Consider the following 18557-nt stretch of genomic DNA (forward strand, 5'->3'; position numbering starts at 1 on the left):
AGACCGCCATCCAAAGGATGGGCGGCCTATAAAGGATGGAAAACTACGATCGATGCACGGGGACGCCGCGCAATTAGAACTTGAGCACCTTCGGGATCTTGCCCGTGTAGTCGAAGCCATCGACCGCCAGAAGCGCGTCGATGACTTCGGACTTGGACTTGCCGAAGACCTTCTTGAAGTTGTCGCCGAGCGCGGCACGAATGCCGAGTTCGTCAGCGACCACCATCATTTCGGACTTCGTGATCAGCTCCAGAAACTCCTTGCAGAGCTTCCAGTGCTTCGCGAGATCGAGGTGATGGTGCGTGCACAGACGGGTTAGGTACTGGACGTCGAGGCCTTGAATCGCGGCGACCGTCACACCGGTGACCGCGTGCGCGAGCTTCGTATCGTCAGCGGCAGCCGTCGAGGCAGCCGCTTTCGTCACATCGCCGGACCCGACCTGCTCTTCGGTGAGCTTTTCCCAGATGCCGGAGAGCGTCTTTTGGTCGACACAGCGCATCTGATCGGACAGAGCGATCGCAACGAGGTATCGCTGGGCAAGCGCGGGATCCGCACCTACCTCACGGCGCAGGGCTTTACGCCACAACGCCACGCGATACGCTTTGATCTTGTCCGACTCAGCCACCACCGTCGCCGGCGGGTTGCTCGTCGTCGATGGTGCGGCCGCGCCCTTCGCTGCTGCGGGCGACGCTTTCGCGCCGGCCTTGGCTGCCTCGGGCTTCGGCTGCGTCGCGGCTTTCACCGCTTGCAGTTGCGCCGCCACCTTCTTCATGTTGCAGACGGTGTCAAAGCACTGGCCGCGATAGACCTTGCCGATCGAGTCAGGCAGACCGCTCACCGCCGCGCCGTAGTTCTGGCACGCGTGACACGCCTTTGCCTGCTCTTCGCCGACGCCCTTCGGGCCATCGACTGAGAGTTGCACGCGCGTGTGGTTGTCGCCAGCACGCACGATGCGCACGACCGGATATTCGTCGCGCAGGCCGGTGGCCGTCACTTCGAGCATCTTTTCGGTCTTCTCGTTGTAGCAGGTGCGGTTGGTGCAATTGCCCGTACCGATGGATTCACCGAACATCTCGCCCTGCGTGGACGAATTGTGCGGGCATCCGGCGCAGTCGGCCTTGTCGAAGATCGCGGCCGCCAACGAACAGGCAACCTGCTCGATGGTTTTCTTGACCTCAGCGACCGCCTTGCCCTCCTTGATGATCACCGGCAGCAGCTTGTCCTGCGTCTCTTTGGGGAGCGCAGCAAGCAGCTCGGCGTGACCGAGAAGGATCTGTCGGGTGCTCAATGCATCGAGCACGGCAGTGCTGCAGTTCATCAGCGCAAGACGCTTATCCAGCGTCGCACGCGACCAACCGAAGATGCGCGCGACTTCGTCGCGATCGCCCTTGCACAGCCCGACTTGCTCGGCTGCCGCAATGGCTTCTTCGGCCGGCGACATGTCGGCCCGCTGGATGTTCTCGATGATGGCGAGCTGCTTCGCTTCCACCTCATCGATCTCTCGAACGACGACCGGGATTTCATAGTCTTCGCCGTGCGCCGCAAGCGCCGCCTTGTATCTGCGGCCGCCAGCGACGAGGCTGAATCCACCGTCAGCGAGCGTGCGCACGATGACAGGCTGGATGACACCTTTTTCGCGCACAGACGCGGTCAGCTCTTCCATCTCCGCCGCATCGAAGTACTTGCGGGGATTGACGCTGACCTGGATTTGCTTGAGGGAGAGAGTAGGCTGTTGTTGCATGGCTGGGCTCCTGAGAGGGAACCTGCCCCCTTTGGGAGTGGTTCCCAAAGGGTTGAACAACGTGGGCTGACTGACGTCAGCGCGGGGTCGATGCGTCTCTGACGCGGGTGATGGAGCAACAATAGCGGTTTACTTTGCGAGCACGCCACGCAAAAGCTCACGAATTCATGCCGTCTTTCATAGCCAGGCGGGTCTCGGCTCATTCTCATCAGCATCCAGCGGCTTGCCTCGTGTCCACGCAAGGCGATGGACCGCGACGAGGTCCGCCGCTAGCCGCTCCGAATCGGCAGCCGACAGCGCGAGGCTGATCGACCGAACATCGTCGATGCCGACAGCCACTTTTACGACCAAGGTCACGTCGCGATAACCCGGCGCGTCGAGCTTGCTGTCGTACTGGCACGAATGCACGACGTCGTCGTCCGGCAGCGGCGTGTGCGCCGGCTCGTCAGCAAGCCCCCATCGTTTGATCATCGCCTGCCAACGGACCTCGCCATTCGGAAAGTAGCGGTGCACTTCGGTCGCGTGTCGACTGTCCAGTCGCAGAACCTGGATGCAGTGCTCCATCAGATCGTCGTCGAGTCGTCGAAAGTCCGTGAGGCTAAAGGGGAAGTCGAAGCCGTTGTAGAGGCCTGCGAGAAACTGAGCGGCGACGCGCGCCTGCCCTGAGCTGCCCTCCGCCACCTCAACGAGATAGGCGAGTGAGTCCAGGCTCGCGTCGCGATCTTGAGCGCGTATCTCGGCCGCTCGCTGCGCAGGCGTCACTCCGCCCGCCGCGGCCGCCAGGAAGTCGTCAACGGTCTCTTTCAGCGCTGCCGCTAAATGCGTTGGGACAGTGAAGGCGATGGATTGGGTGCTGGGTGTTGGCGAATTACTCATTGCATTTGCAGTAGCGTAGTTGGCGCTTCAAATCGCGCCTGCCCGCATGATGCCATGAGTGAAAAAGTGCGCCGGCAGAACGCCGGCGCCCAAGACGGCCGGCGCATACGAGGGGGACGCCATACCGCGAACGGAGCGTATTTCCTGCGATGTGCAAATGATGCGGCGCAGCGAACACTGCCGCTCGCGATGGCGAAAACACGCCGAAGCGTGGCCGAACGGTCGCTGATCCCGGGTGCAAGGTCGAAAAAAAACCCGGCTCGAGCCGGGTTGATTAAAGGGAGTGACGAGCGGCACTCGAGGATGCCGCTGTGTCTTATGCCGCAGCGCCAGTCACGGGCGACAGCGATCGTGACAGCAAGGTCGTGACTGCGCCCGCCAACGTCCACTCGCCGAACTGCTGCTCATGGCTTTCATGAACGAGGCGGTCGAGGCACAGCACCTCGACGCCATCGACTTGTACCTTGCCGAGGACTTTCGCCAGCACCGCGCGATTGGAGCCTTCACGTTTAACCGTGACGACGCCCTCCCCGACCACCACAAACACATTCGAGTCTTTCGGCATTTAAGCTGCCTCCTTCAGAAGTTTGCGCATGTCGCCCGCGGTCTCGGCCGCCAGCAATGCGAGGTCATCGACAAAGCGGTCCAGCAACGAATCCATATGCAAAAACGTCTCGTCTTCAAGTTCCGGCGTCGCCCAGTCCAGCCCCGCCTGCGTCGCATCACGTTTGTGCGCGACCATTTGGTCCTGATACTCGTCGATGCTCCCCGGGAGATGAAAATAGACCACCTTCAACACGCCCTTCCGGTTCCATCGCAGCGCGCGCCGCATCGCCTGATACTCAATGCGCCACGTCCACGAACGGTCGTAGAAAAGGATGTAGTCGGCGTTCGGCAGGTTGTAGCCCGCGCGACCCGATGCCTTGGTGGCCATCAGTCCGGTTGCCAGTCCGCCCAAGAATCGCTTGTCCTTATCGGCCACGCGACGCTTGATCGGTATCTCGCCGTGAAACGGCACCGTCTGCACACCGTGCGCATCCAGCTCGCGCGCTAGAAGATCGAGCACGCCCGGATTCTCGGCAAACACGATCGCTTGCTTTCCTTCCGCCGCGATCGCGCGCATGCGCGCGACAATTGCGCGTTGCTTGCTCGTCAGCCCGCCGATGTACCCCACGCCATCCATCCCAAACTGCGGGTAATTGGCGGAAAAGTGAACGGCACGGATACGAGCGAGGATCGTGACCAGGTTGCACGCCTTCTTGTCATCGCGCGATGAGCGGTACCAGTCGGCGAACTCGTCGGCAGCGCGGAGATACGCGGCCAAATGCCCGCGATCCCAATCGACCGTTTCCACCTCGAACTGCGGTGGTTCGATCTGGATGTAGCGCGACACCTCGGGTTCTGCGACCAGCCGCCGCTTGATGTGCGGCGCGAGCATCGCGCGGTACAGGTGCAGGTTTCCGATCTTGGGCACCTCGCGTTTCGCCCCATCCTGCAGGCTCTCCGCGAATTGCCACGTGACCCACTCCAGCACCACGAAGTCATCCCTGAATCGATCGACGCCGCGCATGGCGTACTCCACCGAATTGATCCAGTTCTGCTCCAGATAGCCCAAGCGATAACCATACGGCTGAGCCGCCGTTCCATCACCACCAGAAAACGCGATCAGACCGAACGCATCTCTCGGGTAGTTGGGGATCGGCGACCCCGTCAAAACAAACCTTCGCCGCGCCGAAAGCTGCCAAAGCGCGCGGCTCTGGTCGCTCGTGGGGTTGGCCAGGCGCTCGCCTTCGTCGGCTACCAGCAGGCCGATGCGGCGACGCAGTCGATGGGCGTACGTCACGCGCGCCGAAGCCGCCTTATCGACCGGCATGCGCAGGCGCTCATACGAGATAAGGTTGATCTGACGGAGGTCGTTAAGGTCGGCCGCCGATTCGATTACCTTCACCTGCTCAGCCGAGATGGGCAACTGCCCCACCTCCTTGAGCATTTCCTCGATGAGCCGTGACTCAACAACGATCAGGCCGTGCTTCACGCCCGAGACGAGGATCAGCGCCAACGCGAGCCGGGACTTGCCGCACCCCTGCTCCCATGCGACGACACAGCCCGTCGGCTTGAGCAGCGTTTCGACCAGATCATCAACTTGAAACTCCCAGTCGAGCCACTGATCGACGCCGAGCGCCTTCACGCGCGACCGGAGCGCCGCTGCTTGGTCAGGGAAACGCGCGCACAGACCTTCGTGCACCACTTCCCATCCCTCGCTGACGTTCTCGACCGCGAACCGCGCATTGAGCTCGTCGACAGACAGGTGGTACCAGACGCCATGCAGCGCGTATCGGTAGCGCCCGTCGGGTTCGCGATCAAACTGGACTTCGTCGCCCGCCTTAATGAGCGGACTGGCCCAGCGCGTCGCGTCGACCTTGTGGGTCTCCTTTGCGATGCCCGACACCTGATCCCGCGACCCGGCACCAGTCGTCCACGCCACATGCCGCAACGGTATCGCCTGGCGCACGCTGCGTTGCATGCGTCTCCCGAAGTGCTCCATGAAGCCGGGCGCCAGTTGCGGCTCGCCACCGACGCTGCGGATTCGATCGAGCAACTGATCGAGCGCCGCGACCGGATCGTCCTGCACAAGATACGTTTCCATATCCAGCAAGCCTTGCCCCGAGTAACGGAAGCCACGCGGCAGCCGGTGGCCGTCGCGCGAATAGATGCGCTTCACGAGAACCGCGTTGAGCACCATCGCTTCGTTGAAGCCACAGGCAAAGGACAAACGAATGCGCCGGCCATCGTGCGACACCTTGACCGACTTGTCGCCGGTCACCGCACGCGTGATGAACGGCACGCTGTCATCGAGCTTCTGCAGGCGCATCCGCGCCTCACCAAAGGAGCGATCTTCGAAGTGCAGCCCGAGATCCGGGCCGGGCTTGGCCAGATCGTCGACGAGCGCACGCACGAAGTCCGAGGGACGATCGCGGTAGCGGTCGAACACCACAACCGCCGTTCGCACGTTCGCGCCCTCGAGCTTGAACGCGTCCGCCGGCAATTCGAACAGGCCCGCCGCGCGCCGCTTCAGACGGTCGCCCTGCTCGCCCCCAATCATCGACTCAGCAGTCGAGATCGGCAGCAGCGCGACGACAATGTTCGCCGCCTCCAGAGCCTGATGCACCGCGTAGTCGTGGCTCAACGCGCTGGTGTGCGCGCCGTACCGGCCCCACGTCGTGCATTCGAGCGTCTGCAGATGCGGTGATTCGAGGTGGATCGAGAACGGCGGATTGATGAGTGCGATATCGAAGCGCGTCGGATGAATGTCCTCCATGCCGGCTTGTCGGAACTCGCAATGAAACCCCGCGTCCTCAAACACCTTCTGACACTGCTGGATGACATCGGCGTGGACATCGACACCGTACAAGGCATGGCGTTCCGGGTCCGCGTACTGAAGCAGCCGACCGGAGCCGACCGAGTTATCCAGGACGCGGATACGCCGATTCACCTTCCAGCCGCTCACGAAGCTCCACATGAATGCCGCGATCGCATCCGGCGTGAAGAACTGGCCGAGGTGCAGCCGACGCGCGGCGGCCAGCTCGCCCTGATGGGCGATCGACGGCGCCTGCGATCCCAAACTTCTGATCGCACGCAACGGCTCGTACCAATCTGGCTCAAACGAAAACAGATCTCTCTGCATGAATTGCCTCTAGAAATAAAAAGGCCCGCCGGAGCGGGTCGAAACGATGGGAAGGTGGATGCGTTAGTACCGGTCGCGCGAGGCGAGGTATTCCGCACCAAACTCACTAATGAAGAGGGACAGCGCGTCGCCCACGTCGTGAGCGAACTTGAACTGCCACTTGTCGTTGAACATCACGATCTCCAGCCCCGTGAACGATAGTTTTTCGCGGGTGGAAAACGTCAGCCGGTGAACGCTGAAATTGCGCAGTTGCATCGCCAGCGCGCCGAACTGATGCTTCTTCGCGAAGGTCGCCAGGCCGTCGAAGGTTGTGACGACCGCCTGCTGAGAGGACTAATAGACCTCGCGTTGGCCCTTCGAATGAAAGCACGATTGAGAGGTGACGCGCTTTTCCAAGATGACCGCGCTGCTGGTGCGTTTGATCTCGGTATCGGGCTTGAGCCAAAAGCCGTTGATGATGGCCTTGGCTGCCTGCTCGAACGCGACGCGCTCACCAGCTTCACCGCCGAACGTTCGCTCGAGGTGTTGCCAGAAGCCATCCAAGTCAGGGACGTTGCCCTTCCTCAGAGCTTGCCCAACATCAACGCCACTTCGATCGAGTTCGTGATTCTGATCGATCTCAATTCTGCCGCCGGCGGGCGCGAACTTGCGACTTGCCTCCATCACAAGCCTCGAGAGCAGCCTGAGACAGAACGTTTCCAGCTCGCGCTCGACTTTGTATTCGCTTCGGGCTTCCATCGCCGAATACTCGGTCAGTCCGTCCGAAAAGACGTCGCGCTCCGCTTGAACGACAGCGCCGTAGGCTGCTGCTGCCGCGGTTTGTGCCGTCTTGAATTGCTCGATCAACTGTGTGTACATGCGATTGCTCCAAAAGGTGAGCAGGCGCACGCCCGCCAAGGGGACATGCCCCTGCGGGTTGAGATAGGAAAATTGATTGCGCGGTGAGCTCGTGGAGCGCCGCAACGTCGATGCGCGAGATGCGCGGGTGATCGACAAACGATACCTGCTGGAGATTGCTCATACAGGCAGAAAGACGACCATTTGATGGTGCCTCTCGCCAAACGCTTCCGAAAGATATCCCCAGTTTCTCTGGATAAGCCTGGGGATAACTATTTCGGCCGCAATGATCGGTTGCGACGATCGTCCCGGTGCTGCCGCCGACCAACGCTATCCGGATAGCGGCCGTTTTGGGGAATGACGCATAAAAACATATAGCTTTCGCGCGCGCGCATTACGCCGCGCTTTCGGCTCAGCGACCAAACAGTCCATTCGGCTGGCAAAAGACGCTTCATTCGGGGCGTCTTTCGGACACCGTCGCGGGCGGCGACCGACGAAAATTGGGCACCGAATCAGCAATGCATAAAAAACGATCACCGACGTTATGAAGCTCAGTCACATCATCACCGTCGCCATACTCTGCGCATCCGCTGTTAGCTCCATAGCAGGGGTCGGCTTGGTCGCTCGCCAATTCACGATCGAGCGCACCGCTGTGCAGGTCGTCGTCAACACGGCGGTCGTTGAACGCATGCAGGGTGTTTCCGACGCAGTCGGATATCTGTCAGCGGCGGACCAACAAGCGTTGCTCCAGAAATATGGCTTTTCCGTTCGCGATGCATTCGACGAGGCGTTGCGAGATAGGCGTCGGGAACTTGGCGAGGCGCAGCAAGTGCGGGCGGACACGCTCAGGGCCAACGATAAGCGTTTGGCGGGCTTGCTGGCTGCGTGCGCCTTTGCAGGCATCGCAGCGCTAATGGGCGCAATCGCCACCTACGACATAGCGGCCACTCGGAAGCAGCGGGTGGCGGCCGTCACACCTTAAGGCGGTTCGGCCGCTTCTTCCCAACGATGAACTTGATTGTTGTCAGCTTCGAAGATTTCACTCGAGATCCGGCGGGCGCGCGCGCTGACTCGACACCGTGCGCCGGCTTCCCGGACAGCTGGCTCGACGCGTTGGTCGGAACAGGTGAAGTTTTCTCGCGCGATTACGCGGCGCCCGGTGCGGTATCGACCGTTGGACTCCATTTCCCGAGCAGCGACCATGCCGAGCAGTTTTGCCTGTGCGTTCGCAAAGCGGCGAGTCTGCTAGGCACGCGCGCTCACGTTCACAAGGTTCCGATTGAGCAAGCGCACTCGACGTTGCGCGAGGTGAAGGGGTATGACGCTCGTTTCATTTGACGGCATAACCGTAGCGCTCACTGAGGTTCAAGACAACCCCGCAAAGTACGCGCGTGCGCTCGAGCGAGCCAAGAAGGTCCCGGGGCACGCGGTTTGCCGCTGCCTGCCCGAATCGCCGAGGGCGCCCTTACGTCTAGTCATCCGGCGTTACGGGGCACTTTTCCATCTCGCGAGGTGGCCTGACGATGGTCACCGGCACAACGCCAAGACTTGCTCGTTCTATCGCGCGGTGTCCCAGCCAGACAGAAGCAGCAGTGACACGCTGGCCGCGATTCGCACCATTGCTGGTGGGCTGGACGTCAAGCTGAGCACTTCGCTGTCGGTCCGCACCGTTGGTCAATCGACGCGGCAGTCATCTGACCAGACCTCGGGCGGCACTTGCGCCGCGCTGCCCCGCTGCTCGGCTTCCTGCAACGAGTATGGGAGGACGCAGGACTGAACGAGTGGGCGGGCGCGCCCTCGCGTGGGTGGGGCGCCTGCAATGCGCAACTTCTCTCCGTGCTCGGCGACGGAAAGCTTAACGGCAAATCCATGCAAGATGTGCTTCACGTCATGCGCCGATACGACGATGCTGACAGTTCGTCTGTGCTCGCCGAGTTCCAGTCATTCCTTGATCGAATAGTCACAACCCCGGCCCGGTCCGACCGCGCTCTTCTGATTGCCGAACTTCGCAGCGTCGAACCATCGAGATACGGATTCGTCGTCAGACTGCGCCAGACTAGGGAGAGGTTCTTTGCGTCGAAAGCGGTGATTGACTCTGCCGCTGATTCGTTCCGGTCGGCGTGGGCCATGATCGGCGACGCTTGCGCTCGGGTGGTGACACTGGCCGTTATCGAGCGGACGAAAGAGGGCAACCTCCGGATCGTCGACTGCGCGCTGCAACTGTGCAACAGCACCTTCCTACCCTGCGACTCGAGCTTCGAGGTTGCAATGGCGAACCGGCTTGTGGCGCAACGCCGTCGGTTCGTAAAGCCCATGCGGCTCGAACCGGGAGACGCGATGCTGCCCGACTTCAGGCTGACCGATACGACCGTGCCCACAGCGATAGAGGTGTACGGGATGCAAGGCAACGCGCAATACATGGCAAGGAAAGCCGAAAAACAGGCGTTGTACGCGCGCGAACGTACGCCATGCGTCGAATGGGTGCCCCCCGACGATCTGGCTTCAGTTCGACTTCCCGACGGAGCTTGACACGGCGCTTTGCCGCGATAGCGTGAGCGCATCTATAACCGCCGAAAGCCTCATGGACTCGAACTCTTTTTTCCTCAAGCGCGCTGTCGCGCGTGATTCCGACTGGCAGGTGAGCTATCCGGCACTGTCGATGGCGAGCTCCATCGACGCGGTCGACGAGCGGCGAAAACAGATCGTCGTCGCGGCCGCGGACGAGACAAACATGCGCATGGTCTTCTTCAGCTCGTTCGGTGCAATCCTGGATTTCCAGGCTTCTTGGACGGAAATCGACGCGGGCGCGCGTGGCTGGCTCGCATTCACGATTCGTTGGAACCGATGGTGGTTGCCGAGCCTCAAGGACGCTCAGTGGATTGAACACAATGCTTTCGCGCCGACCGACCTTCGTTTCGCCAATCGGGACGTCGAAGGCGGGCCAACTGACACGACGTCGTTCCGCCGGTATCTGGACGCGGTCGAGCTTCAATACCGACGCGACGAAACAGTCTCGCGCGTTTTGTTCCCCGACGGCTTGTACCGCGGGGATTCAGCGACGCACCTTCACGTTGACGGCCAGCATCCTTCACTGCCCGAATGAGTCGCGTCATCCCCTTCAGGCGCGTACCGGTCATCATCGAGAAGCGCGCATTGCCCTCGGGTGTTTGCGCTCATCGCCGCATCCGGCTCGAACCTCACGGCGGCGTCGTGACTTGCGTCGATTGCAATGCAACGCTAGCGCCCTTTTGGGCGCTGTCCATGCTGTCCGAGCAGTACAGCCTTGCTATGTCTCAGATCGAGCGACTGACCACCCGGCTATCCCTCGCCGACGCTCGAGTGCTTGAACTGTCTCCCGAACTTGACGCATTCGCTCGGAAAGAAAGCCCTTCAAATCCGTCGTCTACCGAGCCTTGACGGGATGCCGAAAGATGGTGCAATAGCCTCATCGGCAACCCTATTGAATGCATCATGAAACAGACGTTTTCGTGCGGTCACACCGGCAAAGGGAAGTATTGCCACGCATGCGCAGCCGCAGAAAAGCAAAAAGCAGAACAGCGCCTTGCCCTCGAGCAAAAGCGCGCGGCAAAGCAGTCACACGCCGACGATCCCATCGACCTGTCCATCGTCCGGCACCTGGCCGCAGTCCAACGAGAAGCCAGGGAGCTGCTCGGGAAAGTCAGTAACGGCGCGCACCCGTTGTCGCTCGACGGCAAATACCTGAGATCGACAGCCGGCAAAGTACTATCAGTCCCCGTCGGCCGCTCGTATCGGCTCCTTTTCGACGCGCCGTCGCTTACGCCCTTACGTCTCGTCAGTCACGAGCAGTACAACGCAATCGCGGCAAATCGCGTAGCGGCTAGATTGTAAGCTTTTGTTAAGGTCAGCGTTTCCCACTAATTCGGCGAGAACGGCCGTAGCTATAATGCTTCACGCCCACATTTATTCGCCGGCCCTCGGCGAGCGCCCCGGACCACGCTGCCATGACTGACGAGTTGTTCCCCTGCGACCATTGCGGTGGAAAATGGGCCTTTGGCTATTCTCACCGGCTACTTAAACGCCCGTCCGCACCCGCTATCGACTACCTAGCCGCGGACGCGAGCGTCGCGCCGGACATGAACGATCTCGAGGCGCGCTCGCTGTATGCGATCCCGCAGGAAAAAGTCTGCTGCATTTTCTGCGAAGACTGCGGGATGCAGACGCCCTGGATTGCAATGGGGAATGACCGGCACGCCGCTCTTGAAAAGGCCGGCACTATCTGGAACGCCCGCACGAGGCGTCCGGCCGCGAAAGAGGGCGACCTGTTGAAACTGATTAGGAAAGAGCTCAGCGCCGTCGACGCTCCTTTCCTAATTGACCTGCTGGCCAGAACCGAAGGTGACTGGGAGAAGCGCGGCCCCGTTTTCGCGATGCTCGCCAGGAAGATCGCCGACAGCAAGATCACCCTCAGTGATTTTTGGCCCGTTGACACCGTCCTCAACGATGCAGCCCGCTATCGAAAACTTCAACAGTTGGCCAAACGCATTTACATCGACGGTATCGCCTCGATCCAGTTTCCGCGCATCCCGGCCACAGGCGGTGACGAAGGAAACTTCGAGAACAGCATCAATCTGGCTGTCGACGATCTGCCCGATCGAAACCGCTGGTGACTTGACTCTGCGAAACGCCGGTCATACTGAATGTAACTCGGTCGTTCGGCCGAACTCAACTGGAAAGAGAAATGTCGCCCATCCAATACATCGCTGCTGCCTATCGGTTCCGGAGCAAGCTCGCACCGCAGATCACGACCGTGCTCGCGCTCGCTGCAATCCTCACGTATCACGCGGTAACAAGCCGTCAATTGGACTGGCTGCTCGGTTAAAACCGCAAGAGACGCTATCCGGATAGCGTCACGCGCGCTGCCCTCCGCTCGGCAAGCTCATGTTTTCGTTGACAAAAATGCGTGTTACAAAACCTGCCGTTTAGTCACCACCCTCTTAAACGGCATGTTTCCTTTCACTCCAGTAAGCCGCGTTGCCGTTCGGCACACGCGTTGCCGCTAGGGTCATCGGCGTAAGCAGCACCTTTCAGGTTGCTGCCTCTAAAATCCGATACACCTTCTGCCTGGAGATGCCAAGAGATTTGGCCGCGGCGGAAATATTGCCTTCCGCCACAGCAACGGCGTCGCGGACTTGGTCGACCGAGACCTTCGGTGACGTGAGTTGCCTCTGAACGAAATAGCTCGACAGGTAAGCACCGGCCTTTTGCGCTTTACTGTGGCCGGCCGCCTCTACCACGGCTTGCATCGCTTCCCGATGAAGCGCCGGATCGGCCCGCTGATCGCTGCGCTTGATCGGCGCAGGAACGCCAGCGTACTTTTCAAACATTTGCTGCAAGAACTGATGCCTCAGGCCGTGGCAGGTCACGCCCAATCCCGCCTTCGTCACACCATGGCGTTTGAGAACCGTATAAAAATGGTCCCTCCACTGTGTCTTGGTATAGCCGTCGGGGATAGTTGAACCGGTCGACCTGTTCGAAAGCTGAGCAGCTTCTAGTAGCACGTCCATCTTGAACTCCATCGGCACCACACGAGCGCGACCGCCCTTTGTGCCGTGGACTACGTTGAGCTTTCCGTCTTTACGGACTGCATCTCTGGGTCTCAACAGAAAACTTTCTTCGACCCTCAGTCCGAACGCTACCTGCAACTTCATCTGCACTGCCACTACAGGCTCCGTTTCCGCAATTTCCTCGAGGATTGCTACCGCGTCGATTCCCTTGCCTTCCCACGATTTATCCTCTGTCGCAACGGAGGAGCGCCGGAAGTTATGCGCGTCCGGGTCGATGTATTCCGCCATCGTCTTAACCACGGTGGGCTTATTGATCCATCTTGTGAATGCGCGGAAATACGTCAACTTGTTCTCGATGGTTCCCGGACTCTGCCCCTCTTTGTGCCACAGCGTCACGAGACCCTCGATGTGCTTTTCCCTGAGCGCATACGGCGTTTGTAGCGCGAAGCCGATCTGGCGCAGCTCGACGAACGACCGGCAAAGCGTGCGCAGTCGAAAGCTTTGCGTCTTTACTGAAAGAGGCTTAGCGCTAACGCGCGTGCGACTGTGAACACGATTGACGTTGTTGGTGAAGATGAGTTCAAGGTGGGCCCGGAAGTCGGGTGGAAGCTCGGGATAATCGGCAACGACGCCCTTCACATAGATGGTTACTGTCATGCAGATGCTTCTTCCTCGTTGGTTGATTGCAGTTTCATGGCCGCGAAGTAGATCGCTCGGCCCCTCTCGAACGCCCTCGCCAGCTCACTTGAGCGCTGGAAGGCACCCGAGAACCCGCCGGGCGCGCACGTGGCGAAAATCCATCCAGCTATCGCCGCATGCCGTATTGCCCTTCGCCGAGAGCGCATGTCGTCAAATCCGTAGCTGATCGACAGCCGCCACAGAGACCACGCGACTTCAGCTTCGAAGGCGTGATCTATCAGCGTGAAAGCGCGACGTCGTTGGGTTTGCTTGGGGGCAGTCGAGCGGTGCGGTCTCTCGTTCCGAGTCGCATTGCTCTGGACCTGGCAGCGCTTCACTGCCACGGCAGCGACGCTCGGTACCTCGCCCCGCCTGGGCGTCCACACAGACAGCGCTCGCGCCAGCGCATCAGCGCCTGACGCGTCGATCACATCAGCAAGCATCAGCGCTCGCAGTCGTGCGGTACCAGCCCAGCGCATACGACGCAAATGCAACGTCGCTCGAGACGAGCTCCGATCGCGATACGTAATTTTTCAGCGGCTCTAGCAAGCGCGTTCTCCATCTTTGCGAACGAGTCAGCGACCGTGCATATCCTGCGCGGTGCCATTCATTGCCCCTGCGCCGCAGACTTCGGGAGCCTATCCCCGAGTCTTGCCGCACAGCTGCTGCGTATCCCCGCCGGGTCCTGCCTTCCTGTCCTTTAGCGATTCCATCCGATAGCCCCGCACGTGGAAGAAACGTGCATCGACCTCCGTACTGCTGCGTGCTGCCAGTCGTCACGCTTCGCGTGTTGACCGCCGCTGATCTGCTGCCGGCGCACTCCAACGCGGACCCGCTTCCCGGAATATCTCGTCGTCGTGTACTTCCTGCTGCTCCCAGCAGTCGAACCGTCGCACTAGTGAGTGTGCGATTCGGCTATGCCGCTGCTACGGCTACCGCGCCGGCCAGCAACGCGCTGTCGCGCGCCGGTGTGCTTCGTCTTTGCGACGCCACAACCTCGGCCAAGTGCTCGGTAATCTCTTTGCGCTCGTTTTTTTCCGGGTGCGCCGCCCGTTCGTCTTTCGTACAGAGATCAGCTTGCCGTGTCGGCCTAGCTGGTCCCCCATCCCAAAGCGCGTTCACTCGGTCGCGGTGTGTCGGACCTCATGCAACGTACCCAGCGTCGTGTGCTGTAAGGATGCGTCCATCGTCATTGAGTGCTGAAAGCGGACCATGGATAAGTGTCCATGCCCACTCCCAAGCCGACTCAATTCGGACAATCGGGCAAAACCGCCCGCAAACCCAATGGATATCGCGTGTCCAGTGTCCTCAATGTGGGTCACTTTGCCCTTGATTAGATTCAGAAAAAGGCCGCTTCATTTTGCGGCCGTGACAGAGGGGTTTCCGCTAGGCAAAGCGGTCCCCTCGATGGTCCTTTTCAGGAGGGTCGATGCGCATGCGCGCGGTTGGTAAATAAAAGAATACCGGCGCCTTGAACAATCGAAGAGTTAAAAGCTGCCTAAATGTTGCGAGCTTTTGCTTCCTTGACATCGAGTGTCGCTCTGTAGAGTTGGACAGGCGTAACGGGGACTTTTCTCACCGATTTCGTTCCGATAACTGACAGATTTCCGCCGCCTCAGAGGGCAGATTCTTTATCTCACCGTTTAGGGGGAGATAACTGACACTTATCCGGACGTTTGGAGAAAAGGAGCCGTCACCACCGCCCATCTGCCACTTTTCGGTCAGATAACGGGCTGATAGCGCACCAATCGAACTGCTCTGGAGAGAGAATGAACACAATGAAAACGCATGCAACCGTCCTTGCCGTGGACGTCGGATATGGGAACACCAAGGTTGCCGTTCGCAATGGCTCGGAAGTCTCAACGTTCATGTTTCCGTCTCTGACTCCTGACTATCAGGCTAAGACGATGACGAAGCAAAGCAACGGCGTGTTGAAGGCAATCAGGACCGTCGGGATCGAAGTCAACGGAAAGCAGTACGAGGTCGGACCGGAAGTGCCATTGACCTCCCGCAACGGCGACCCCGGACGCACGCTCGTCGGCAATTACTGCACGGCGGATAGCTATGAAGCTCTCCTTGGGGGAGCGTTCCACTTCGCCAACGTATCGTCGGTCGACCGGCTTGTGCTCGGACTGCCCGTTCAGACATTTCAACAACACGCCGAGGCGTTGCGTAGCAAGTTTTCGGGAACGCTGCAGTTCGGCGATGAGGAAGTTCGCGTCGGAAATCTGATGGTGCTGCCTCAACCGTTGGGCGCTCTGGTTCATTTTTCACAGCAACCCGACTTTGCCCCGTCGCAGCGCAATATGATTATCGACGTCGGTTACTACACGACCGACTGGGTCGTCGCCAAGGGGCTGACGATGGAAGAGCGTCGTAGTGGCGGACATCAGAGCGGCGCGTCCCATTTCTTCCAGAAAATGGCGGAGCTCATCGGTGCAGCGACGAACGAGTCGGCCTTGGCGATCGAAGAAATCGACGAGGCGGTTCGCGCAGGCACACCCTACTACGTTTTCAACGAAGAAATCGATCTGGGCCACTACGCCGCACAGGCTCAGTCGGTACCGGAAGCAGCGGTCAATGCGATCGGTAATTCGGTCGGGAGCACAAATGACATCCGCTGCATTTTCCTCACCGGCGGCGGTGCGGCGCTTTACGAGCCCGCGATCCGCGCGTTCTTTCCCCGCAACCGCATCGAAGTCATGAAGAACGCGTGCTTCTCGAACGTCCGTGGGTTCTTTGCGGCCGGCGAGGCAACGCTGATGCGCGAGCGCGATAAGAAGCGGAAGGAGGCCATGACCGCATGATAGGGGCTATCGAGATTAAGCTGACCGTCAGCGAAGCTGTCACGCCCACTTTGTTTGCTGCATTAATGGCGGTCTCGAATCCAAGGCAACGGGCCGCGCTGCTCAAACGTCTTGCCGACGACGCAGTTCGCGGCAGGGAGAGCTCGGGACCTGTCAATCGGCCCGACCCAGGGCGCACTGCGGTGCAACAGACAGAGGCTGCCGACAGCGGAACACCGCCTGCCCGACCGCACATGAAGCCTGCGTCGGTTGAGGACAGAAAGCCGCACACGTCTGCCGAGAGCGATGAGCAGCCGTCTGAGAACAGCGACGATGAGCATCTGAACTATCTAGCAGACAGCCTCTCGGCTTTTGCATAGTCACCGCAGTACTTGCCACCGTGGCACGGAGCGGGGGCGTTCTCTCGCCGCCCGCCCGTGTCACCATCCCGCACCTTGACTCCGAACCTGTCGTGGCATCATTACTCATAAGGCCGAGCTAAGTGGCCACAAAGCCCAAGTGAAAACCAAATGACAATACTCGATACTTTGACGCAACTCGACTGGACCCGCGGCGTTCGGATGTGGATTCTCGTGGCGGCCGCGTTCGCCGCATGCGAGTCGGCTTATCTGTTTCGTCGTGCCGTGTTCCGGCCAAGCGAAGGCGTCGACGATGTACGCTAAGTTTAAGACGTTGCCCCCAGTCGCACGTCGCGCGGTGATTGCGGTCACTCTTTTGTGCGTTGCCTGCGTCGCGGCTCGTCTGCCGGATACGCCGTTATGCAACTGGATTTTCGGACTTTCGCTCGTCGGTTCCTTTTGGGCTAGCGGCGTGATGGTTCCGGCTATGAAGGTCATGCTCTATGTGTTCAAGGTCGCTTTGCGAATCCACACTAATCCGTGGTGAGAAGTCGCCAGGACAGACAAAAAAAAACCCGACCAATCGGTCGGGGTTTTTTTTAACGGGATACTCAGTGCAGCAGAGATACCCCTTGTGCGCTCGCCTGTCGACGAATGCAGTAAAACCAAGCAGTGTCCAGCGTGACGCCTTGTTTTTCAAGTCGGGCGTGACCGCCTCGCTTTCGGTCGATGACGTCATAGGCTTCCGCCTCCGACTTCCCTACTCTCACGGAGCCGTTCTCGACGCCGGAAGTTGCCACGATCTGATACCGGCCAACAATCATGCTGAAGCTCATTTCCTCTTCTCCATTGGAAAAGCTCGGGCGGATTGCGGCCCCGGAGGGGACGAATCCCCACCGGGCAAAAAGTTACTGTGAGCGGCCAGAAGGCCGCGGAATTTCAGACGTGCAGTGCTTCGCGTAGCTCGCGACGCACCAGCGTTCTAACTGCAGGGCGACACGCAACCTGAGTTGCGCACCACTCGTCGGCAAAATCGGTTTCCCGCTTTTTCGGCCGGTGAACCATAGCCGTGTAGCCTTCCGCACGCAGCCGCTTCGCCAGCTTCAAGGCCGCATCGACGCCCGGCGATTTGCCGGTACGTGGGTCGACCGCATCGAAGTCCGCGAAGATATGGACAACGCGGATGCCGAGGCCGTCTGGTACAACGAAATCGGCGAGAAGGATTCGATTCAGGCAGTACCAGACCGGCACACCAAACAGCATGTGCGCGGCATACGCCGTCTCAAGACCTTCCGCGACGCCGATTTCGCCATCGACCGGATCCATCAGCCGGACTGCGCCGCCGTTGAGCTTATGAAGCGTCACGTCGTTCAGCTTGGCCGGAAGGATCTCGCCATCGTTAGTGACGATCGACGCCTTCGCCGGTTTCGAGCGTTCAAGGAACGTGCGGTGCAGCGTTCCAAGACGGCCGTCCGGCAGCGTGAAGCGAGCGAGGATGCCCGGCCACTGACCGATAACTTTCTTCTCGTGGCGGTAATCGAGCATCGCCATGCGCAGCGCCGCGGACGGCGCCACAGTCAGACCCGGCACCCGTTCGCGCAGGTACCGCGGAATGAGGCCATCGGAACCGACCAGCGTCGCTCGATCCCACATCGAGTCGAGGCGCTTGCGCGCCCACTCGGGATCGACCTTTCGGCCGGGCGCCGGGGCCGCCGGTTGCGCTCGGTTTTGCCGTGCATCGGCCAGGCTGCCGCCTTCAAGTTCGATCATGAGTTCGCGGAAGGTCATTCCGGCGGACTTGCAGATGAGCTCGAAGCCGTCGCCGGCTTTTCGGTCGCCGTCGTTGCACTTGCGGCAGACCCAGTCGCCGCGGCCGCGGTTGTTGTCGTAGGTGAAGCGGTCGTTGCCGCCGCAGATGGGACAGGGTGCGCCCTTCCCGGTCAATGAGCTTGCGGGCACTCCATACTTCTGGAGCAACGCAACCCACTGTTCCGGGGACAGCTTGATGTCCTTGATATTCATTGGCACTCCAGTAGTGGTGTGGCTGAG

The 18557-nt window shown here is 60.2% G+C and carries 20 protein-coding genes; 11 read left to right on the plus strand and 9 right to left on the minus strand.

The window, feature by feature from the left end; all coding sequences use genetic code 11:
* Positions 1–73: 73 nt before the first annotated feature.
* The 6 genes from QCE48_RS29700 to QCE48_RS29725 form a co-directional block, all read right to left on the minus strand.
* Positions 74–1741, minus strand: coding sequence for a PRTRC system ParB family protein (locus QCE48_RS29700; protein WP_309788977.1), 1668 nt, complete (start codon positions 1739–1741; stop codon positions 74–76).
* Between the two features lie 177 nt (positions 1742–1918).
* Positions 1919–2617, minus strand: coding sequence for a hypothetical protein (locus tag QCE48_RS29705; RefSeq protein WP_309788853.1), 699 nt, complete (start codon positions 2615–2617; stop codon positions 1919–1921).
* Between the two features lie 316 nt (positions 2618–2933).
* Positions 2934–3182 carry a hypothetical protein gene (locus tag QCE48_RS29710; protein WP_309788854.1) on the minus strand — a complete coding sequence of 83 codons (249 nt, stop codon included), beginning with the start codon at positions 3180–3182 and terminating at the stop codon, positions 2934–2936.
* Positions 3183–6302: an SNF2-related protein gene (locus tag QCE48_RS29715; protein WP_309788855.1), complete on the minus strand. Its 3120-nt coding sequence runs from the start codon at positions 6300–6302 to the stop codon at positions 3183–3185. It lies immediately after the preceding gene.
* A 63-nt stretch (positions 6303–6365) separates the two neighbouring features.
* A complete protein-coding gene (locus QCE48_RS29720; protein WP_309788856.1) occupies positions 6366–6557 on the minus strand; it encodes a hypothetical protein in 192 nt (63 codons plus the stop codon).
* Positions 6558–6635: 78 nt separating this feature from the next.
* Positions 6636–7298 (minus strand): hypothetical protein, encoded by a 663-nt coding sequence (locus QCE48_RS29725; RefSeq protein WP_309788857.1) that lies wholly within the window; start codon positions 7296–7298, stop codon positions 6636–6638.
* Between the two features lie 385 nt (positions 7299–7683).
* Here QCE48_RS29725 and QCE48_RS29730 point away from each other — a divergent pair, with 385 nt between their 5' ends.
* From QCE48_RS29730 to QCE48_RS29765, 8 genes are all read left to right on the plus strand, one after another.
* Positions 7684–8121, plus strand: a complete 438-nt coding sequence (locus QCE48_RS29730) for a hypothetical protein (protein ID WP_309788858.1) — start codon at positions 7684–7686, stop codon at positions 8119–8121.
* A gap of 26 nt (positions 8122–8147) precedes the next feature.
* On the plus strand, positions 8148–8477 hold the full coding sequence (locus QCE48_RS29735) for a hypothetical protein (protein WP_133246985.1): 330 nt from the start codon (positions 8148–8150) through the stop codon (positions 8475–8477).
* Entirely contained in the window at positions 8458–8916 is a 459-nt protein-coding gene (locus QCE48_RS29740; RefSeq protein WP_309788859.1) for a DUF1173 family protein, read from the plus strand. The genes QCE48_RS29735 and QCE48_RS29740 overlap by 20 nt, the downstream gene beginning before the upstream one ends.
* Positions 8856–9668 carry a DUF1173 family protein gene (locus QCE48_RS29745; protein ID WP_309788860.1) on the plus strand — a complete coding sequence of 271 codons (813 nt, stop codon included), beginning with the start codon at positions 8856–8858 and terminating at the stop codon, positions 9666–9668. Before QCE48_RS29740 ends, QCE48_RS29745 begins: the two co-directional genes overlap by 61 nt.
* Positions 9669–9720: 52 nt before the next feature.
* A complete protein-coding gene (locus QCE48_RS29750; RefSeq protein ID WP_309788861.1) occupies positions 9721–10242 on the plus strand; it encodes a hypothetical protein in 522 nt (173 codons plus the stop codon).
* Between the two features lie 368 nt (positions 10243–10610).
* Positions 10611–11009 (plus strand): hypothetical protein, encoded by a 399-nt coding sequence (locus QCE48_RS29755; protein ID WP_309788862.1) that lies wholly within the window; start codon positions 10611–10613, stop codon positions 11007–11009.
* A 113-nt stretch (positions 11010–11122) separates the two neighbouring features.
* The gene (locus QCE48_RS29760; RefSeq protein WP_309788863.1) at positions 11123–11788 is read left to right on the plus strand and encodes a Lar family restriction alleviation protein; all 666 of its coding nucleotides are present in this window, start codon (positions 11123–11125) and stop codon (positions 11786–11788) included.
* A gap of 71 nt (positions 11789–11859) precedes the next feature.
* The gene (locus tag QCE48_RS29765) at positions 11860–12000 is read left to right on the plus strand and encodes a hypothetical protein (protein ID WP_309788864.1); all 141 of its coding nucleotides are present in this window, start codon (positions 11860–11862) and stop codon (positions 11998–12000) included.
* Positions 12001–12205: 205 nt separating this feature from the next.
* Here QCE48_RS29765 and QCE48_RS29770 read toward each other — a convergent pair whose 3' ends face one another.
* A complete protein-coding gene (locus tag QCE48_RS29770) occupies positions 12206–13342 on the minus strand; it encodes an integrase domain-containing protein (RefSeq protein WP_309788865.1) in 1137 nt (378 codons plus the stop codon).
* A gap of 1790 nt (positions 13343–15132) precedes the next feature.
* Here QCE48_RS29770 and QCE48_RS29775 point away from each other — a divergent pair.
* The 3 genes from QCE48_RS29775 to QCE48_RS29785 all read left to right on the plus strand — a co-directional run bounded on the left by QCE48_RS29775 (position 15133) and on the right by QCE48_RS29785 (position 16832).
* Positions 15133–16170 carry a PRTRC system protein D gene (locus QCE48_RS29775; protein ID WP_309788866.1) on the plus strand — a complete coding sequence of 346 codons (1038 nt, stop codon included), beginning with the start codon at positions 15133–15135 and terminating at the stop codon, positions 16168–16170.
* Entirely contained in the window at positions 16167–16529 is a 363-nt protein-coding gene (locus QCE48_RS29780; protein ID WP_309788867.1) for a hypothetical protein, read from the plus strand. Before QCE48_RS29775 ends, QCE48_RS29780 begins: the two co-directional genes overlap by 4 nt.
* 150 nt (positions 16530–16679) lie before the next feature.
* Positions 16680–16832, plus strand: coding sequence for a hypothetical protein (locus QCE48_RS29785; RefSeq protein ID WP_309788868.1), 153 nt, complete (start codon positions 16680–16682; stop codon positions 16830–16832).
* Between the two features lie 287 nt (positions 16833–17119).
* Here QCE48_RS29785 and QCE48_RS29790 read toward each other — a convergent pair whose 3' ends face one another.
* Positions 17120–17344, minus strand: a complete 225-nt coding sequence (locus tag QCE48_RS29790) for a hypothetical protein (protein WP_061167942.1) — start codon at positions 17342–17344, stop codon at positions 17120–17122.
* A 103-nt stretch (positions 17345–17447) separates the two neighbouring features.
* Complete coding sequence (locus QCE48_RS29795) at positions 17448–18530, minus strand: primase-helicase zinc-binding domain-containing protein (protein WP_309788869.1); 1083 nt, start codon at positions 18528–18530, stop codon at positions 17448–17450.
* Between the last annotated feature and the right edge of the window lie 27 nt (positions 18531–18557).

The organism is Caballeronia sp. LZ024 (assembly GCF_031451455.1).
GTDB lineage: Bacteria > Pseudomonadota > Gammaproteobacteria > Burkholderiales > Burkholderiaceae > Caballeronia > Caballeronia telluris.